This window comes from Micromonospora sp. B9E7 (assembly GCF_039871815.1).
In the GTDB taxonomy this organism is placed as follows: Bacteria; Actinomycetota; Actinomycetes; order Mycobacteriales; family Micromonosporaceae; genus Micromonospora.
This window is the reverse complement of sequence record NZ_JBDPLX010000004.1, coordinates 18,778-33,678: the sequence shown is the minus strand read 5'-3', so window position 1 is coordinate 33,678 and position 14,901 is coordinate 18,778. Positions and strand designations below refer to the sequence as shown.

Below are 14,901 nucleotides of genomic sequence, written 5' to 3'. Positions count from 1 at the left end.
ACTCACTGCGCGGTGCCCGCGAGCAGCCACCGTCGGACGGCTGTCAGGCAGCAGCGGGTTCGTCGATGGCGGTGCCGGTGCGTGCGGCCCGCGCGGCGCCCCAGTCGTACAGGGCCTGCAACACCGGGACCAGGCTGAGTCCTTCGTCGGTGAGCCGGTACTCGACGTGGGGTGGTGTGGTCTCGTGGTCGTGCCGCAGGACGAGCCCGTCGGCCTCCAACTCGCGCAGACGCTGGGTCAGCATCTTCTCGCTGATCCCTGGCATTCGGCGACGCAGTTCGCCGTAGCGGTGTACGCCCTCCTTCAGATGGGCCAGGATCACCGGTCGCCATTTTCCGCCGACAACGTCGACGGCGAGCTCCACCGGGCAGTGGTATCGCTTAGGCATCGGGGCCTCCCTCAGTACGTACCAAAAGGTGCGTACTTGATCATCGCCGCTGCGGGTGTTCAGCTGTGTCCATGGTGATCGAGTACATCAGGTACCGCGTGCCGCAGGAACGGCTGGACGGTTTCGAGGCGGCGTACGAGCGGGCCGCTGGCGCGTTACGCGCCGCGCCGCAGTGTGTGGACTACGAGTTGAGCCGCTGCCTGGACGACCCCGCCTGCTACCTGTTGCGCATCACCTGGACATCGGTGGACGAGCACCTGTTGGGGTTTCGGGGCGGCCCGGTGTTCGGGCAGTTCTTCGCCGCGATCAAGCCGTACGTCGAGGACATCCAGGAGATGCGGCACTACGCTCCAACGTCGGTTGCCGGCCCTGGTGGCGCTGCGCCGCCGAGCCTGCACGAGTGGGCCGGCGGCACCGACGCGTTCAGGAAACTCTGCGATGCCTTCTACCGCCTGGTCCGCTCCGACGACCTGCTCGCGCCGATGTTCGCCCACATGCACCCCGACCACGCCCGGCATGTGGCGGTATGGCTTGCCGAGGTCTTCGGCGGACCGGCCACCTACACGATGGAGCACGGCGGTTACCGCCACATGCTCGGCCAGCACCTGGGCAGGGCGATCACCGAGGCGCAGCGTCGGCGGTGGGTCAACCTGATGATGGACGCTGCCGACGAGGTCGGCCTACCCGATGATCCGGAGTTTCGCGCGGCCTTCACGAGCTACCTTGAGTGGGGCACCCGGTTGGCGGTGGGCAACTCCCAACCGGACGCGGACCCGGTCCGGCAGGCACCGGTCCCACGCTGGGGCTGGGGCGTGGCCCCGCCCTACCGCGGATGATCCCGCCGAAACTCGGGTGCGGTCTACCTGGCGCACCCCCTAGGCTCCCGCTCCGACGGCTGGCACGGCGTCCGGTCGGATGGGAGATGAGCGCGGCGATGACCGCACACCTGTTCGCGATCAGCTTCGACGCGAGCGAGCCTCTGCGGCTCGCGCAGTTCTGGTCCGGGCTCCTGCGGCGGGAGATCGTCGACGATCCATACGGCGGCGTCCTGCTCCTGTCCATCAACGACGACGAGTTCCACATCCGCTTCGCCCCGAACCAGCAGCCGAAGGTCGTCCAGAACCGGATGCACTTCGACCTGACCAGCAGTTCGCTGGAGGACCAGCGGCGGACGGTGGCCAGGGCACTGGAACTCGGCGCGCGGCACATCGACATCGGGCAGGGCCCGGAGATCGATCATGTGGTGCTCGCCGACCCCGAGGGCAACGAGTTCGACGTCATCGGGCCGGGCAACAACTTCCTCGCCGGTTGCGGGTTCATCGGTGCGCTGGCCTGCGACGGATCACAGCAGGTCGGGTACTTCTGGAGCGCGGCGCTGGGGTGGCCGCTGGTCTGGGACCAGGACGAGGAGACCGCGATCCAGTCACCGAACGGCGGCACGAAGATCTCCTGGGGCGGTCCGCCGTACATGCCGAACGGAGGCCGGGACCGGGTGCGGTTCGACCTCGTTCCAGGTGTCGACGTCGACCCGCAGGTGGAGGTCGACCGCCTGCTCTCCCTCGGCGCGACCCGGGTCGACACCGACCAGGATGGGGCGGGGCGACTGGTCCTGGCCGACCCCGATGGTCAGGAGTTCAGCCTGCTGACGCCCCGCTAGCGCGGCCAACTCCGCATGATCGCGCTCGATCAGTGATGTAGTGGTCTCGTGCGCTGCCGGAAGCCACCACGTCCTTGTTCGAGCACGATCGCGGCACGCCGCGACGCTCACGCGGCAACCGATTGGACAAGGGCGGCACCGGTCGGTCAGAGTGCTCGGCCGTGAGATACCTGCGTACGGGTGGTGCCGCCGCGATCCGGCGACCCCGGGCCACCGACTCCGACGAGTTCGTCGCCGCTGCCCACCGGAGCCGGGACCTGCACCACCCGTGGCTGGCCGCGCCGGGCACCCCGGAGGAGTACGACCTCTATCTGCGCCGGATCCGTCGCCGCGACAGCGCCGGCTACCTGATCTGTGACCGGGCCAGCGGCGAGATCGCCGGGTACGTGAACATCAGCGGGATCGTGCTGGGCGCACTGCGCGGCGGGTACCTGGGGTATGCGGCGTTCCTGCCGTACAGCGGGACCGGGCACGCCTCGGCGGGCGTCGCCCTGGTGATCGACCACGCGTTCACCTCGGTCGGGTTGCACCGGCTGGAGGCGAACATCCAGCCGGGTAACGAGCCGTCCCGCCGGGTCGCTCGCAAGCTCGGTTTCCGGTTGGAGGGTTTCTCCCCGGACTACCTGTTCATCGACGGCGCGTGGCGCGACCACGAACGGTGGGCGATCACCGCCCCGACCCCCGCCTGACCCCGGGATCCGCCCGGCCCGCTCGTCGCGGTCGGCGGTTCAGGCGCGTCCGGCTTCACCCGGGGAGAGGGCCGGTCTCCGGGGGCGTGGTGGGGGAGTCCAGCCACGCGTCGATGAGCGCGGTGAAGTCGTGGCCGGTCTTCTTGTTGACGTACGACGTGAACGACGCCCTGGTCTGCTGGGTGTGCAGGTTCTCCTGCACCCAGCCGCGCGCCAGGTCGAAGAACCGCTCGTCGCCCAGCGCCTGGTGCAGTTGGCGGAGCATCGCCGCACCGCAGGTGTAGACGTTCGTCGCACCGAACTCGGCGGGGTCCGGCTTGCTCGGCGGGCCGTACTCCTTGCGCAGTTCCCCGTCGCGTTGCCGGCTCGACGCCACCAGTTCGGCGTCGGAGAGCCCGTACCTGTCCTTCTCGTAGAGCTTCTGCACGTAGAGGGCCCATCCCTCGTTGAGCCACATGTCGCGCCAGTCGGTGAGCGTGACGGCGTCCCCGAACCAGTGGTGGGCGTACTCGTGCAGAGTGGTGAGGTCGAACATCTTGTCGCCGCGTTGTGGCTGGACGTCGCCCAGGGTGACCATCTGTTGGGTCTCCATGGCCGAGCCGGACTCGACCACGACGAGGCCGGCCGAGTCGAACGGGTACGGGCCGAACTTCTTCTCCAGCCAGGTCAGGAACTGCGGCGACCGCTTGAGCATCGGCAGGTACCGGGCGTCCTTCGCGCGGTACCAGGTGGTGACCGGGACGCCGCGGGGGCCGGTGGCGGTCAGCTTCCGGTACCTGCCCACGGCGAGGGTCGTGGCGTACGACGCCACCGGGACGGTGCTGCGGTAGGTGAAGGTGTTGCCGCTCTGCCCGACCGGGGTGCCGCTGGCCACACCCGTCCAGCCCTTCGGCGCGGTGACCGCGATGTCGTAGAGCGCCTCGTCGGACGGGTGGTCGTTCGCCGGGTACCAGGTGAAGGCCCCGAACGGCTCCTGCATCGTCCAGATTCCGCCCTCGCCGTCGACGGTCAGCCCGAGCGGGTGGGAGTCACCCCGCTTGGATGGCATCGGGGTGGTGGACGGTTTGCCGTGGTAGCCGACGACGAGGGTGACCGGGACGTCCGCCTGGACCGGCGTCTCGACCACGAGCTTCTCGCTGGTGACAGCGCCCTTGGCGCTTGTGCCGTCGACGGTCACGGCGTCGATGGCGTACGGCTTGAAGTCCAGGCTCACCGACTGCGCGTCCCGGGTCGGGCGCAGGTGCACGGTGGCGGTGCCGGTGAGGGTGCGCGTGGTGGGCGACCAGTTCAGATTCAGTCCGTAGTGCAGCACGTCCACCGCGTCGGTACCGCGCTGAGGGTAGAGCGGGTCGACGACCGGCTTCGACACACCTGCCGCCCAGGCCGCGTACGGGCCGGGGAGCGCCGTCCCGCCGGAAGGGGTCGAGAAGGTGCCGCTCGAGGTAGGCGCGGTGGGTGGGTCTGTTGTGCAGCCGGCAAGCAGCGTCAAGGATGCCAGCACGGCGACGGTGGATCGGTTACGCACCTGTGAGCTCCGGAGGTCGGGGACGTGTTGCGCGACTTCAAACGCCCTGGCCACGCCGGCGAGTTGCCGAAACTCGGGTTGCGATCTTGTTAAATCGTTCCCCAGGAGCCCCGGCACTTTCACCCGGACGGGGTGATGACGCTCCGTACCCTGCTTCCTACGGTGGGTGTCATGGCTGTCGTGCGCGCGACCCCTGCCAATCCCATCCCCGGCCTGTCCGTCGCGGATACGGACAGCGCCGACCAGCGGGCCATCCCGCCCGAGCTGGGCCCCGACTCCCTGGCGGTGCTCAGCGGGCCCACGTTCCTGTACTCCAACGCGTGCGGGGATGTGCCGACGGGCAGTATCGGTGGGCTCGTCCACCTGGACACCCGTCTGATCAGCGGCTGGAGCCTGACCGTCAACGGCGGTGAGCTGTTGCTGCTGCGCGCCGAGACGATCGACCACTATTCGGCGCAGTATGTGCTCACCAACCCGGAGTTGCCCGGGTTACCGCCGAACACGCTGGGCGTGCGGCGACTGCGCTACGTCGGCGACGGGTTTCACGAGCGCGTGGAACTGATCTCCTTCCGGCGGGAGCCGGTCCGGGTGGAGCTACGGCTGGCCGTGGCCGCCGACTTCGCCGACCTGTTCGAGGTCAAGTCGACGGTCCGGGACCGTTCCGCCGAGATCAGCCGCGACCACGCCGCCGACGGGTCCGAACTGCGCTTCTCCTACCAGCGCGGCGACTTCTCCGCCCAGACCCGGGTGTGCTGCGCGAAGCCCGCCGACCGTATCGAGGGCGACGCCCTGGTCTGGGACCTGAGCCTGGCCCAGGGCGAGGAGTGGCAGATCGACCTGCACGTGCCGCTGCCGCCCGGGCTGGGGGTGGTGGAGCCGGTCCGGGGCGACATCGCCGACGTCATCCACGGCCGGGCTGACGACCCGCTGCGTCGGTGGATCGAGGACCGGGCGGTGCTGCGCAGTGACAGCGAGGCGTTGGAGCGCACCGTGCGGCAGTCCCGCAACGACCTGGCGGCACTGCGGCTCGACCTGGAGGTCAAGGGCCAGCGCATTCTGCTGCCCGGTGCCGGGTTGCCGTGGTTCCTCACCGTCTTCGGCCGGGACACCCTGATCACCGCGTATCAGACGCTGGTCGCCGGGCCCGCGCTGGCGAAGGGCACGTTGCTCGCCCTGGCCCGCCTCCAGGGTGAGACGTGCGACGACTTCACCGACGAGGAACCCGGCAAGATCCTGCACGAGGTGCGCAGCGGCGAGTTGACCCGCAGTGGTGAGAAACCGTTCGGGCCGTACTACGGCACCGCCGACGCCACCCAGCTCTGGCTGGTCCTGCTCTCCGAGTACTGGCGCTGGACCGGCGACGACGAGACCGTCCGGCACCTGCGGGACAACGCGGTGGCCGCGTTGCGGTGGATCGACGAGTTCGGCGACCGGGACGGCGACGGCTATGTCGAGTACGGCACCCGCTCGCCCGAGGGGCTGGGCAACCAGTGCTGGCGGGACTCCCCGGACGGTGTCTGCTTCGCCGACGGCCGGATCCCCGTGCTCCCGCTGGCCACGTCCGATCTACAGGGCTACACCTACGACGCCAAGCTGCGGCTGGCCGAGCTGTTCGACGGGCCGTTGGACAACGCCACCTTGGCGCGCCGGCTACGCGACGAGGCGAACACCCTGTACGAGCGGTTCAACCACGACTTCTGGATCGAGGAACGGGGCGGCTACTACGCGGTCGCCCTGGACGGCGACAAGAACCGCGTCGACTCCAAGACCTCGAACATGGGTCACCTGCTGTGGAGCGGAATCGTCGCGCCGGAGCGGGCCGGGGCAGTGGTGCGGCAACTCATGTCACCGGACATGTTCTCCGGTTGGGGCATCCGCACGCTGTCGCGGGAGGAGAAGCTCTACAACGCCCTCGGCTACCACCTGGGCACGGTCTGGCCGCACGACAACTCGATCGCCGCGCTCGGCCTGGCCCGCTACGGCTACCGAACCGAGTCGAACCGGATCAGTCTGGCGATGATCGAGGCGGCCGACCAGTTCGGTTACCGGCTGCCGGAGGCGCTCAGCGGTTTCGACAGGAAACGACTGCTCTTCGCCGTGCCGTTCCCGACCGCGTGCAGCCCGCAGGCGTGGGCGGCCGGCACGCCGCTGGCCCTGATCCGCGCCATGCTCGGCGTCAATCCGGTCGACGGCCGGTTGGTCCTCGATCCGGACGTCCCGGAGAAACTAGGCCGGATCGCCGGCGAGCGGGTGCGGGCGTTCGGCCAGGAGTGGGAGTTGGAGGCGATCGGTCACAGCGGCCACGTTCGGCTCCAGCCCAGCTGAGAGCGGCTGGCGCCTCGGACGTTTGTCCGGGGCTGCGACGGGAAACGGCCCGCAATGACGAAACCTCGTGTGGTGATCGTGGGGGCCGGGTTCGCCGGTTACCACGCGGCGAAGACGTTGAGCCGGATCGCCCGGGACCGGGCCGAAATCGTGGTGCTGAACTCCACCGACTACTTCCTCTACCTGCCGTTGCTGCCCGAGGTGGCCGCCGGGGTGGTCGAGCCCAGACGGATCGCGGTGCCGTTGACCGGGACGCTCAAGAACGTCCGCGTGGTGATCGGCGAGGCGGACCACGTCGACCTGCAGAACCGCTGGGTCGGCTTCACCCAGGCGGAGGGGGACAAAAACCGGCTGGCGTACGACCGGTTGGTGCTCGCCGTGGGCAGTGTCAACAAGTTGCTGCCCATCCCCGGGGTGACCGAGTACGCGCACGGCTTCCGTGGCCTGCCGGAGGCCGTCTACCTGCACGACCACATCGTCCGGCAGATCGAGCTGGCCGAGCAGGCCGAGGACCCGGCCGAGCAGCAGGCGCGGGCCACGTTCGTGGTGGTCGGCGCGGGCTACACCGGCACCGAGGTCGCCGCGCACGGGCAGTTGTTCACCGACGCGTTGCACGCTCAGCGGCCCCGGCTCACCGTCCGCCCCCGCTGGATGCTGCTCGACGTCGCGCCCCGGGTGCTGCCGGAGCTGGACAAGCGGATGTCGGACACCTCGCACCGCGTGCTCGAACGGCGGGGTGTGGACGTCCGGATGGGCACGTCGGTCGCCGAGGCCACCTGTGACGGGGTGAAGCTCACCGACGGCGAGTACGTGCCGACCTGCACCCTGGTGTGGTGTGTGGGGGTGCGGCCCGACCCGTTCGTCAACGAGCTGGGCTTGCGTACCGACCGGGGCCGGCTGGTCACCGACGAGTTCCTCAACGTCCCCGGCTACCCGGAGGTGTACGCCATCGGTGACGCTGCCGCGGTGCCTGACCTGCTCAACCCGGGGAAGGTCTGCGGGATGACGGCTCAGCACGCGCAGCGGCAGGGCAAGCGCGCGGCGCACAACATCGCCGCGTCGTACGGCTTCGGCCGGCGCAAGCCGTACAAGCACCACGACCTGGGCTGGGTCGTCGACCTGGGCGGCAAGGACGCGGCGGCGAACCCGTTGCACGTCAACCTGGCCGGGCTGCCGGCGAAGGCGGTCACCCGGGCGTACCACCTGATGGCGATGCCGGGAAACCGCACGCGGGTCAGCGCCGACTGGGCCCTGGACGCCGCGCTGACCCGCTCGGCGGTGCAGCTGGGGTTGGTGCCGGGCAACGCGGTGCCGTTGGAGAGCACCTCGCCGGAGGTCGCGACCCGGGCCCGCTGAGCGGGGCGGGCACCGCGCCGGTCAGCCCTGCGGGGCGGGACCGGCCGGCCGGCGTGCGGATCCGGGCCGGAGCGGGCCGTACTCGCGCAGCAGGGTCTGGATGATGCCGGCGGCGGGGATGGCCAGCAGCGCGCCGAGCAGACCGGCCAGCTCCGCCGCGAGCAGCACGCTGACCAGCACGGTCAGCGGGTTGAGCCGGACCGCCCGGGACAGGATGAGCGGTTGGAGCAGGTGGTTCTCCACCTGCTGGTAGACCACGAAGAAGACCAGCACCACCACCCCCGCGGTGGGGGAGTGCAGGAACCCGGCCCCGGCCGCGATCACCGCGCCGAGCGTCGCGCCGACCAGCGGTATCAGGTCGGCCACCGCCACCAGCAGGGCGATCACGGCCGCGAACGGCACCCCGGTGAGGGCCAGCACCACGTAGGTCGACACCCCGCAGATCACGCTGATCAGCAGGTTGCCGGTGAGGTAGCCGGTGACGGTCCGCGACACCTCCCGGCCGACCCGGCGCAGTCGGTCCTCCTGACCGTCCCCGGCCGCCGCGAGGACGCCCCGCGTGATCCGTGGGGCCTCCAACACCATGAGGTACGCCAGCACGATGACCGTGACCAGCCCGGCGACCGTCTCGACGACGCCGCGCAGCACGCCCACCGCAGGCTGACGCAGTTGGGTGCCGAGGTCGCGCAGTTGGCCGGAGTGTTCGCTCACGTAACGTCGCGCCCCGGTGCGCTCCAGCAGGCGCCCCAACGGGCCCTGACCGGCGCGGGCTTCCTGCAACAGTCCCGGTGCCCGGTCGGCGAAGCGGCCCACCTCGTCGAACAACGGCACCAGGATGAGCGCCGCCAGGATCGCCAGCAGCACGAACGCGGCGAGGAACACGAGCAGCGTGGCCAGGGACCGACGCCGGACGCGGCGGCGTTGCAGCCGGTCGACGAGGGGCTTGAGTGCGACGGCGAAGAACGCGGCCACCACGGCCCAGGTCAGCACCCGGCGGGTGGCGTACACGAAGGCCAGCGCGAACGCGCTCGCCAGCACCAGACCGATCACGATCAGCGTCCGGCGGGCGGTCGCCCGATCGTCGGCGTTGCTCATCCGCCGCGCCTTCCCCGCACTCGCCGTCGGAAACCCGGCATTGCGGGCACAACGGCGACTAGGGCTGCCCGGCGTCGGTGACCGGGCGGGCGCCGGCCACGAACGTGTCGAGTGCGGCGGCGTGCAGCAGACCCCCGGGGACGGGGTCGCGCAGGGCGGCCACCGCCAGCCGGCCGACCGGCAGACCGTCGGGGCGTGACGTCGCGGCGAGCACCAGGTTGCCGTACCGCCGGCCGCGCAACATCCGCCGGTCGCCGACGACGCACACGTCGGCGAAGACCGCCCGCAACGTCGCCACCTGCGCCCGGGTGCCGACCAGCGGCGGCAGGTCCGTGACGTTGACCAGGTACGTGCCGTCCGGGCGGAGGGTACGGGCCACCTCGGCGGCGAACTCGACGGTGCGGACGTGCCGGGGCATCTGGGCGGCCCGGTAGATGTCGGCGATCACCAGGTCGTACCGACCGGCCGGGGTGGCGGTGAGCGCGTCCCGGGCGTCGGCGACCTCCACGGTCACCTCGGGCGGCAGCGGCGGCAACTCCCGCGCGACCAGCTCGACCACCGCCGGGTCCCGCTCGACGACCCGCTGCGGGGAGCCGGGTCGGGTGGCGGCCAGCCAACGGGGCAGCGTCAACGCGCCGCCGCCCAGGTGCAGGACGTGCAACGGGGTGCCGGTCGGGGCGGCCACCCGCACCGCCGAGGCGATCCGCCGGACGTACTCGAAGTGCAGGTGCCGGGGATCCTCGACGTCCACGTACGACTGCTCGACGCCGGCGGACAGCAGCGTCCGCCCGGTCCGGCGGACCGGGTCGACGACCAGCTCCAAGCGGTCGGCGGCGCGGTTCATGACCGGCACGCTAGCCGAGCCCAGGGTCCAGCCCGGCGGTGGCCCGGCACGGCCGACGGGCCGGCGGAGCGGGGTGTCCCCCCGCCCGCCGGCCCGCCCGGGTCACGGTCGTCGGTCAGCCGCCGGCCATCCCGGCCCCCACCTCGTCGATCGCGTCGTCGATCTGGTGGGCGAGGTCCACGTCGAGCGCGGTCACCCCGTTGGCCTGGTTGGTGCGGACGGTCAGGACCGCGGCGGTGTCGCCGGGACGTCCGATGCTCGGGCCGCGGCCGGTGTCCTGGCGCAGCCGGTCGAGGCGGGCGAGCACCCGGTCCAGGTTGTCCGGCGGCAGCGCGACCACCCGGTAGAAGGCCTCGCTGTCGCCGGACCAGTAGGGCAGGTCGTCCAGCGCCGCGCTGATCTCGTCGGCGTCCAGGGTGGGCGTGGTGGTGGATGCGCCGACCAGGCCGCCGCCGGCCTCCGGCGGGTTGAGCAGGTCGCGCAGCCCGTCGGGTACGTGCAACGACTCGACCAGGTCGCCGTCCTGCTCGGCGAGCGCGGCCATCGTCGCCTCGGCCTGGTATCGGGCCTGCTCCGGGGTGTTGCCGCTGATCCGGCCCACCTCCGCCAGGAAGCCGGGTAGGTCCTGGTGCCGCTCGATGCCGTCGACCGGCAGCACGTCGTGCAGCGACGCCGGTACCGCCGCGAGCAGCCGCTGCCGCTCGGCGGTCTCCAGGGCGAAGGCGAGGACCAGCACGGTCGCCTCGGTGCCCACCTTGGCGGTCCTGAAGTCGACCCCGGCACGACGACGGACCTCGTCGACCAGGTCGTGGTACCCCATGGTGCGCACGCCGGCCGCGCCGCTGGGCGGGGACGGCTGCGGCCGGGGATTGTCGGCGCTGCCGAGCTGCGGCGGCGCCGGGCCGCCACGCGTAGTGTCCGGTTTGTGGGGTCCGGCCGCCGGTGGGCCGGCTCGCTTGCCCGCCTCGAGGCTCCTGAGTTGCTTGGACGCGCTCAGGCTGGCGCCGATCTCGCTGGGCTGGCGACTCTGTTCGCGGGCCTGCCGGGCCAGCGCCCGACGTCGCTGGTTGTCGCCTTCCATCTGCTTGCGCATGTGGCGCCCCTTCCGCTGGGGATCGTGACTGCGCCACTCGCCTTCCCGCCGTCGCCGAGAAGGAAACGGCGACTGCCGGCCGGGTCGGCCCGGCCTTCGTCGGCGCTTCATCCGGCGGGGGTGAGGGGTGCTCACCCGCACGGCCCGCACGATCGGCTCAGGACCGGAGTTCTTCCGAGGTACGCGGAAGGAAGGTCGTCATGAAGCAGATCGTCGAGATCGTCCCCGCCCGACCCGGCTGGTACGCACGCTGGCAGCTCACTCCCGAACTCACCAGGTGTTACCCGGTGAGCCTGTGGGCGCTGCTGGAGGAGGCCGACGGGACCGGGCGCGAGGTGGTCGGTATGGACTGCATCGGCCAGTGGCCCGGCGCGGACGACAACGAGGTGGGTGGGCAGTTCGTCCGCTATCTGTATCAGACGCCCGATTCGGGAGAGCCCGAGGACGTCGAACCGCCCCCGACCGGCGAGCTGCGTGAGAACGGGCCCCGGCTCCAGCCGATGACGGCCCCGTAGACATTCCTCCGGCCCCCGACCCCAGGTCCCAGGGTCGGGGGCCACCCCGGCTCGCCGGGGTGGCCGACGATCAGCCGGTGGCGCGGAGTTCGTCGTCGTGCTGGACGGCCAGCAACTCGGCCAGGCCCGTGCGGTCGAGCATCCGTTGCAACTGCGCGCTGACACCGGTCAGCCGGATCGCCCCGGCGCTCCGCTGCACCACCAGCAGCGCGCTGAGCCCGGAAGAGTCGCAGATGCTGACCCCGGTCAGGTCGACCCACACCTCGTCGTCGTCGCGCAGCGCGGCTGCCGCGGCGGTCAACTCGGGCGCGGTGTCGTAGTCGAGGTCGCCGGTCAGCCGGAGTCGGACGTGCCCGGCGTCGAGCCGGGTCGCCTCGATGGTCAACAGCTGGTCGGACATCCCACCATGATCCCAGTCGAGCGGTGAAACGCAAAGCGGGCGCGGCGGTGTACCCCGGATCCGCCGAGGTGCCACTGTCCGCCGACCGGCGTAGGGTGGCTGGAGAGTTTTGACCATGGACGCCGGTTTCCGGCGTGGCTACGGGTGGACGACAAGGAGTGAGGCTCAGCTGGTGACTGCTTCCGACGTCAGGGATGTAGACCCGGGCGACGGACGGCTTCCCACGCCGAGTACGACACGGTCCCCGGCGTGGTCCGCCGACGTGCCGCCCCGGTCCTCCGCCGCGCTGCCGCCGCTCGCCCCGGACCGGGATCTCGCCGCCGCCGACTGGTTCGAGGTCGTCGAGCACTTCCGGGAGGGCCTGATCGTCTGCGACGCCGACGGCGTCGTGCGGCACGTCAGTCCGGTGGCGCAACGCCTGCTACCCGAGGTGACGCCGGGGGCCCTGCTCGACACGGCCGAGATACCCGGGATGACCGACGGCGACTTCACCCATCGCGGGCGCCGGCTCACCGCCCGCCAGGTGCCCCTCTCCGGAGCCCGCTGCTGCTGGTACGTCGAGGACGTCACCGACCGCGTCAGCCGCGCCGACGCGGTGCTCGCCGAGCGGGCGCGCTCGGCGTTCCTGGCCGTGGTCGGTGACAAGCTGGGCAATCCGCTGCACCCCGACCGGGCCGCCGCCGCGGTCGTCCGCCTCGCCGTGCCGACCCTGGCCGAGGTGGCCGTGCTGGTGCTCGCCCCACGTGCCGGCCGGGCCCGCTGGTGGCGGGCCTCGCGCACCGACGACGACGCCCCGACGGTGGACAGCGGGGTGCTGGCCGGAGGCGACCTGCCGACCGCCATCGCCGAAGGACTGACCGGGGTCGAGCCGCACGCGGTGGACTGGTTGGTCGAGCAGGCGGTGGATGCCGGTTGGCTGCCCGCGCTCGCCGGCACCGAGAGCGCCGCCCGGGTTGTCCCGCTGCCCGGCCGGGAAGCGCCGGTCGGTGTGCTGCTGGTGGCCCGCCGCGCCACCCGCTGGTACGACGAGGCCGACGTCGACCTGACCCGCGCGTTCGCGGCCCGTGCCGGCGCGGCGTTGACCACCGCACTGCTCTACCGCGACCAGGCGGAGGTCGCGGACACGCTCCAGGCCAGCCTGCTGCCGGTCGAGCCGGCCGAGGCCGCGGGCGTGCAGTGGGGCACCGCGTACCGGCCCGCGCAGGCGGGGCTGCGCATCGGCGGCGACTTCTACGGCTCGCACCGGCTCGCCGACGGAGGCTCGGTGTTCTTCCTCGGCGACGTGTCGGGCAAGGGCGTCGAGGCGGCCGTCTTCACCGGCCAGTTGCGTCAGTGCCTGCAGGCGTTGCACCGGCTGGAGTCGCAACCCGGGCGGTTGCTGCGGCTGCTCAACGACGCGCTGCTGGAAACCACCCAGGCGCACGGCCAGGGCCGCTTCGCCACGATCGTGCTCGGCGTGGCCCGCCCGCAGCGCGATGGTGGCCTGACCCTCACCATGGCCGGCGGTGGGCACCTGTCGCCGCTGGTGCTGCGGGGCTCCGGCGAGGTGGAGTCGGTGCCGCTGCGCGGCATGCTGATCGGTGTGGTGCCCGACCCCCGGGTCGGCGAGGTGACGGTGCGGCTGGCGCCGGGGGAGACCTGTCTGCTCTACAGCGACGGGGTGACCGAGGCCCGTGGTGGCCGCCGTGGCGACGAGCAGTTCGGCACGGAACGGCTGGTCGCCGCCATGACCGGCTGTCAGCGGATGCCCGCGCCGGCGCTGGCCGAGCGGGTGGAGCAGGTCACCTGCGACTGGTTGGCGCAGGGCGACCACGACGACATCGCGGTGCTGGCGCTGCGGGCGACCGGCCCGGGCGGGCGCGGGTCGCGGCACCTGCACTCGGTGCCCGAGCCGGCTGACACCGCCCAGCAGGGGGAGATCGACGCGTGACCGCTGCCACGACGGCCGCCGACCCGGCCGGGGCCTTCGCCGGCTATCTGGACTGCCTCGGCGACGCCGACGAGTACGCCGCGACCGACCTGGCGATCGGCCTGCTCGACGCGGGCGTACCGGCCGAGCGGGTGCTGCTGGACCTGGTCGCGCCCGCCCAGGTCGAGGTGGGCGAACGGTGGGCGCGCAACGAGTGGAGCGTCGCCCAGGAGCACGCGGCGACCCACATCAGCGAGCAGGTGGTGGCGGCGGTTGCCGCGCACGCCAATCCGCGCCCGACCGGCGGGCGGGTCGTCGTGGCCTGCATGGACGGCGAGTGGCACGCGCTGCCGCCCCGGCTGGTGGCCGAGGTGCTGCGGTTGCGCGGCTGGCAGGTGACCTTCCTGGGTGCCAGCGTGCCCGCGGCGCACCTCGTGTCGTACCTGCACCGCTACGACGCGCACGCGGTCGCGTTGGCGTGTGCGCTGCCGATGCGACTGCCGTACGCCCACCGGATGATCGAGGCGTGCCGCCGTTCGGACGTACCGGTGGTGGTCGGCGGTCGTGGGTTCGGCGCGGACGGCCGCTGGGCCCGTCGGCTCGGCGTGGCCTGGGCGCCGGACGCCCCCGGGGCGGCCGACCTCGTCGCCGACGAGCGGGCGCTGCGCGGGGTGCCGCCGGCGCGGTTGGCGCACCTGGCCGACGACGAGTACGCGAGCCTGGTGCGGCGTCGGGGTGAGCTGATCGACGGCGCGTTGGCCGACCTGCTGGAGCGGGTGCCGGCGGCACGCGCCTACAGCGCCACCCAGCTCGACTCGACAGTGAGCGACCTGGGTCACATCGTGGACTTCCTGGCCGCGGCGGTCTACGTCGACGACCCCACGTTGTTCACCGAGTTCGTCGAGTGGCTGTCGGTGATCCTGGTGAGCCGTGGGGTGCCCGCCGGCGCCGTCGCGCTGCCTTTCGATCATTACGACGTCGCGTTGCGTGACTTCCCCCGAGCGGGGCGCATGCTGGCCCTGGGGCGTGCCGCGCTCGCCGTCGCCGACCGCTGACGAGGCCCCCGACGGCCGTTCCGGTCGATCACCGCGCCCTCCGGCCGACG

14 protein-coding genes are annotated in these 14,901 nt (G+C 71.9%); 8 read left to right on the top strand and 6 right to left on the bottom strand.

Annotated features, from left to right (window positions below; genetic code table 11):
- Positions 1 to 43 precede the first annotated feature (43 nt).
- Entirely contained in the window at positions 44 to 388 is a 345-nt protein-coding gene (locus ABGB10_RS07870; protein ID WP_347660183.1) for a helix-turn-helix domain-containing protein, read from the bottom strand.
- A gap of 71 nt (positions 389 to 459) precedes the next feature.
- Here ABGB10_RS07870 and ABGB10_RS07865 point away from each other — a divergent pair, with 71 nt between their 5' ends.
- The 3 genes from ABGB10_RS07865 (at position 460) to ABGB10_RS07855 (ending at position 2,734) form a co-directional block, all read left to right on the top strand.
- Complete coding sequence (locus tag ABGB10_RS07865) at positions 460 to 1,224, top strand: antibiotic biosynthesis monooxygenase (protein ID WP_347660474.1); 765 nt, start codon at positions 460 to 462, stop codon at positions 1,222 to 1,224.
- An 86-nt stretch (positions 1,225 to 1,310) separates the two neighbouring features.
- Complete coding sequence (locus tag ABGB10_RS07860; protein ID WP_347660182.1) at positions 1,311 to 2,045, top strand: VOC family protein; 735 nt, start codon at positions 1,311 to 1,313, stop codon at positions 2,043 to 2,045.
- A gap of 161 nt (positions 2,046 to 2,206) precedes the next feature.
- Complete coding sequence (locus tag ABGB10_RS07855; protein ID WP_347660181.1) at positions 2,207 to 2,734, top strand: GNAT family protein; 528 nt, start codon at positions 2,207 to 2,209, stop codon at positions 2,732 to 2,734.
- Positions 2,735 to 2,789: 55 nt separating this feature from the next.
- Here the strand turns inward: ABGB10_RS07855 and ABGB10_RS07850 are convergent, their stop codons facing one another.
- Positions 2,790 to 4,103 (bottom strand): M1 family metallopeptidase, encoded by a 1,314-nt coding sequence (locus ABGB10_RS07850; protein ID WP_347660180.1) that lies wholly within the window; start codon positions 4,101 to 4,103, stop codon positions 2,790 to 2,792.
- 327 nt (positions 4,104 to 4,430) lie between these two features.
- Between ABGB10_RS07850 and ABGB10_RS07845 the strand changes: the two genes are divergently transcribed.
- Positions 4,431 to 6,584, top strand: a complete 2,154-nt coding sequence (locus ABGB10_RS07845; protein ID WP_347660179.1) for a glycogen debranching N-terminal domain-containing protein — start codon at positions 4,431 to 4,433, stop codon at positions 6,582 to 6,584.
- 54 nt (positions 6,585 to 6,638) lie between these two features.
- The gene (locus tag ABGB10_RS07840) at positions 6,639 to 7,940 is read left to right on the top strand and encodes an NAD(P)/FAD-dependent oxidoreductase (protein WP_347660178.1); all 1,302 of its coding nucleotides are present in this window, start codon (positions 6,639 to 6,641) and stop codon (positions 7,938 to 7,940) included.
- Positions 7,941 to 7,961: 21 nt separating this feature from the next.
- On the opposite strand, the gene ABGB10_RS07835 is transcribed toward ABGB10_RS07840, so the two are convergent.
- The 3 genes from ABGB10_RS07835 to ABGB10_RS07825 form a co-directional block, all read right to left on the bottom strand.
- Positions 7,962 to 9,035, bottom strand: coding sequence for an AI-2E family transporter (locus ABGB10_RS07835; RefSeq protein ID WP_347660177.1), 1,074 nt, complete (start codon positions 9,033 to 9,035; stop codon positions 7,962 to 7,964).
- 58 nt (positions 9,036 to 9,093) lie between these two features.
- Positions 9,094 to 9,879, bottom strand: coding sequence for a fused MFS/spermidine synthase (locus tag ABGB10_RS07830; protein ID WP_347660176.1), 786 nt, complete (start codon positions 9,877 to 9,879; stop codon positions 9,094 to 9,096).
- 115 nt (positions 9,880 to 9,994) lie between these two features.
- Positions 9,995 to 10,972: a DUF2267 domain-containing protein gene (locus ABGB10_RS07825; protein ID WP_347660175.1), complete on the bottom strand. Its 978-nt coding sequence runs from the start codon at positions 10,970 to 10,972 to the stop codon at positions 9,995 to 9,997.
- 200 nt (positions 10,973 to 11,172) lie between these two features.
- On the opposite strand from ABGB10_RS07825, the gene ABGB10_RS07820 reads away from it, so the two are divergent.
- Positions 11,173 to 11,487, top strand: coding sequence for a hypothetical protein (locus tag ABGB10_RS07820; protein WP_347660174.1), 315 nt, complete (start codon positions 11,173 to 11,175; stop codon positions 11,485 to 11,487).
- A gap of 70 nt (positions 11,488 to 11,557) precedes the next feature.
- On the opposite strand, the gene ABGB10_RS07815 is transcribed toward ABGB10_RS07820, so the two are convergent.
- Entirely contained in the window at positions 11,558 to 11,887 is a 330-nt protein-coding gene (locus ABGB10_RS07815; protein WP_347660173.1) for an STAS domain-containing protein, read from the bottom strand.
- A 172-nt stretch (positions 11,888 to 12,059) separates the two neighbouring features.
- On the opposite strand from ABGB10_RS07815, the gene ABGB10_RS07810 reads away from it, so the two are divergent.
- Together ABGB10_RS07810 and ABGB10_RS07805 are read left to right on the top strand one after the other, a co-directional pair.
- Positions 12,060 to 13,817, top strand: a complete 1,758-nt coding sequence (locus ABGB10_RS07810; RefSeq protein WP_347660172.1) for a PP2C family protein-serine/threonine phosphatase — start codon at positions 12,060 to 12,062, stop codon at positions 13,815 to 13,817.
- On the top strand, positions 13,814 to 14,851 hold the full coding sequence (locus ABGB10_RS07805; RefSeq protein ID WP_347660171.1) for a cobalamin-dependent protein: 1,038 nt from the start codon (positions 13,814 to 13,816) through the stop codon (positions 14,849 to 14,851). Before ABGB10_RS07810 ends, ABGB10_RS07805 begins: the two co-directional genes overlap by 4 nt.
- The last annotated feature ends 50 nt before the right edge of the window (positions 14,852 to 14,901 follow it).

Coding starts and splice junctions, on each gene's coding strand:
- ABGB10_RS07870 (WP_347660183.1), bottom strand. CDS start 388: ATGCCTAAGCGATACCACTGCCCGGTGGAGCTCGCCGTCGACGTTGTC.
- ABGB10_RS07865 (WP_347660474.1), top strand. CDS start 460: ATGGTGATCGAGTACATCAGGTACCGCGTGCCGCAGGAACGGCTGGAC.
- ABGB10_RS07860 (WP_347660182.1), top strand. CDS start 1,311: ATGAGCGCGGCGATGACCGCACACCTGTTCGCGATCAGCTTCGACGCG.
- ABGB10_RS07845 (WP_347660179.1), top strand. CDS start 4,431: ATGGCTGTCGTGCGCGCGACCCCTGCCAATCCCATCCCCGGCCTGTCC.
- ABGB10_RS07840 (WP_347660178.1), top strand. CDS start 6,639: ATGACGAAACCTCGTGTGGTGATCGTGGGGGCCGGGTTCGCCGGTTAC.
- ABGB10_RS07835 (WP_347660177.1), bottom strand. CDS start 9,035: ATGAGCAACGCCGACGATCGGGCGACCGCCCGCCGGACGCTGATCGTG.
- ABGB10_RS07830 (WP_347660176.1), bottom strand. CDS start 9,879: ATGAACCGCGCCGCCGACCGCTTGGAGCTGGTCGTCGACCCGGTCCGC.
- ABGB10_RS07825 (WP_347660175.1), bottom strand. CDS start 10,972: ATGCGCAAGCAGATGGAAGGCGACAACCAGCGACGTCGGGCGCTGGCC.
- ABGB10_RS07820 (WP_347660174.1), top strand. CDS start 11,173: ATGAAGCAGATCGTCGAGATCGTCCCCGCCCGACCCGGCTGGTACGCA.
- ABGB10_RS07815 (WP_347660173.1), bottom strand. CDS start 11,887: ATGTCCGACCAGCTGTTGACCATCGAGGCGACCCGGCTCGACGCCGGG.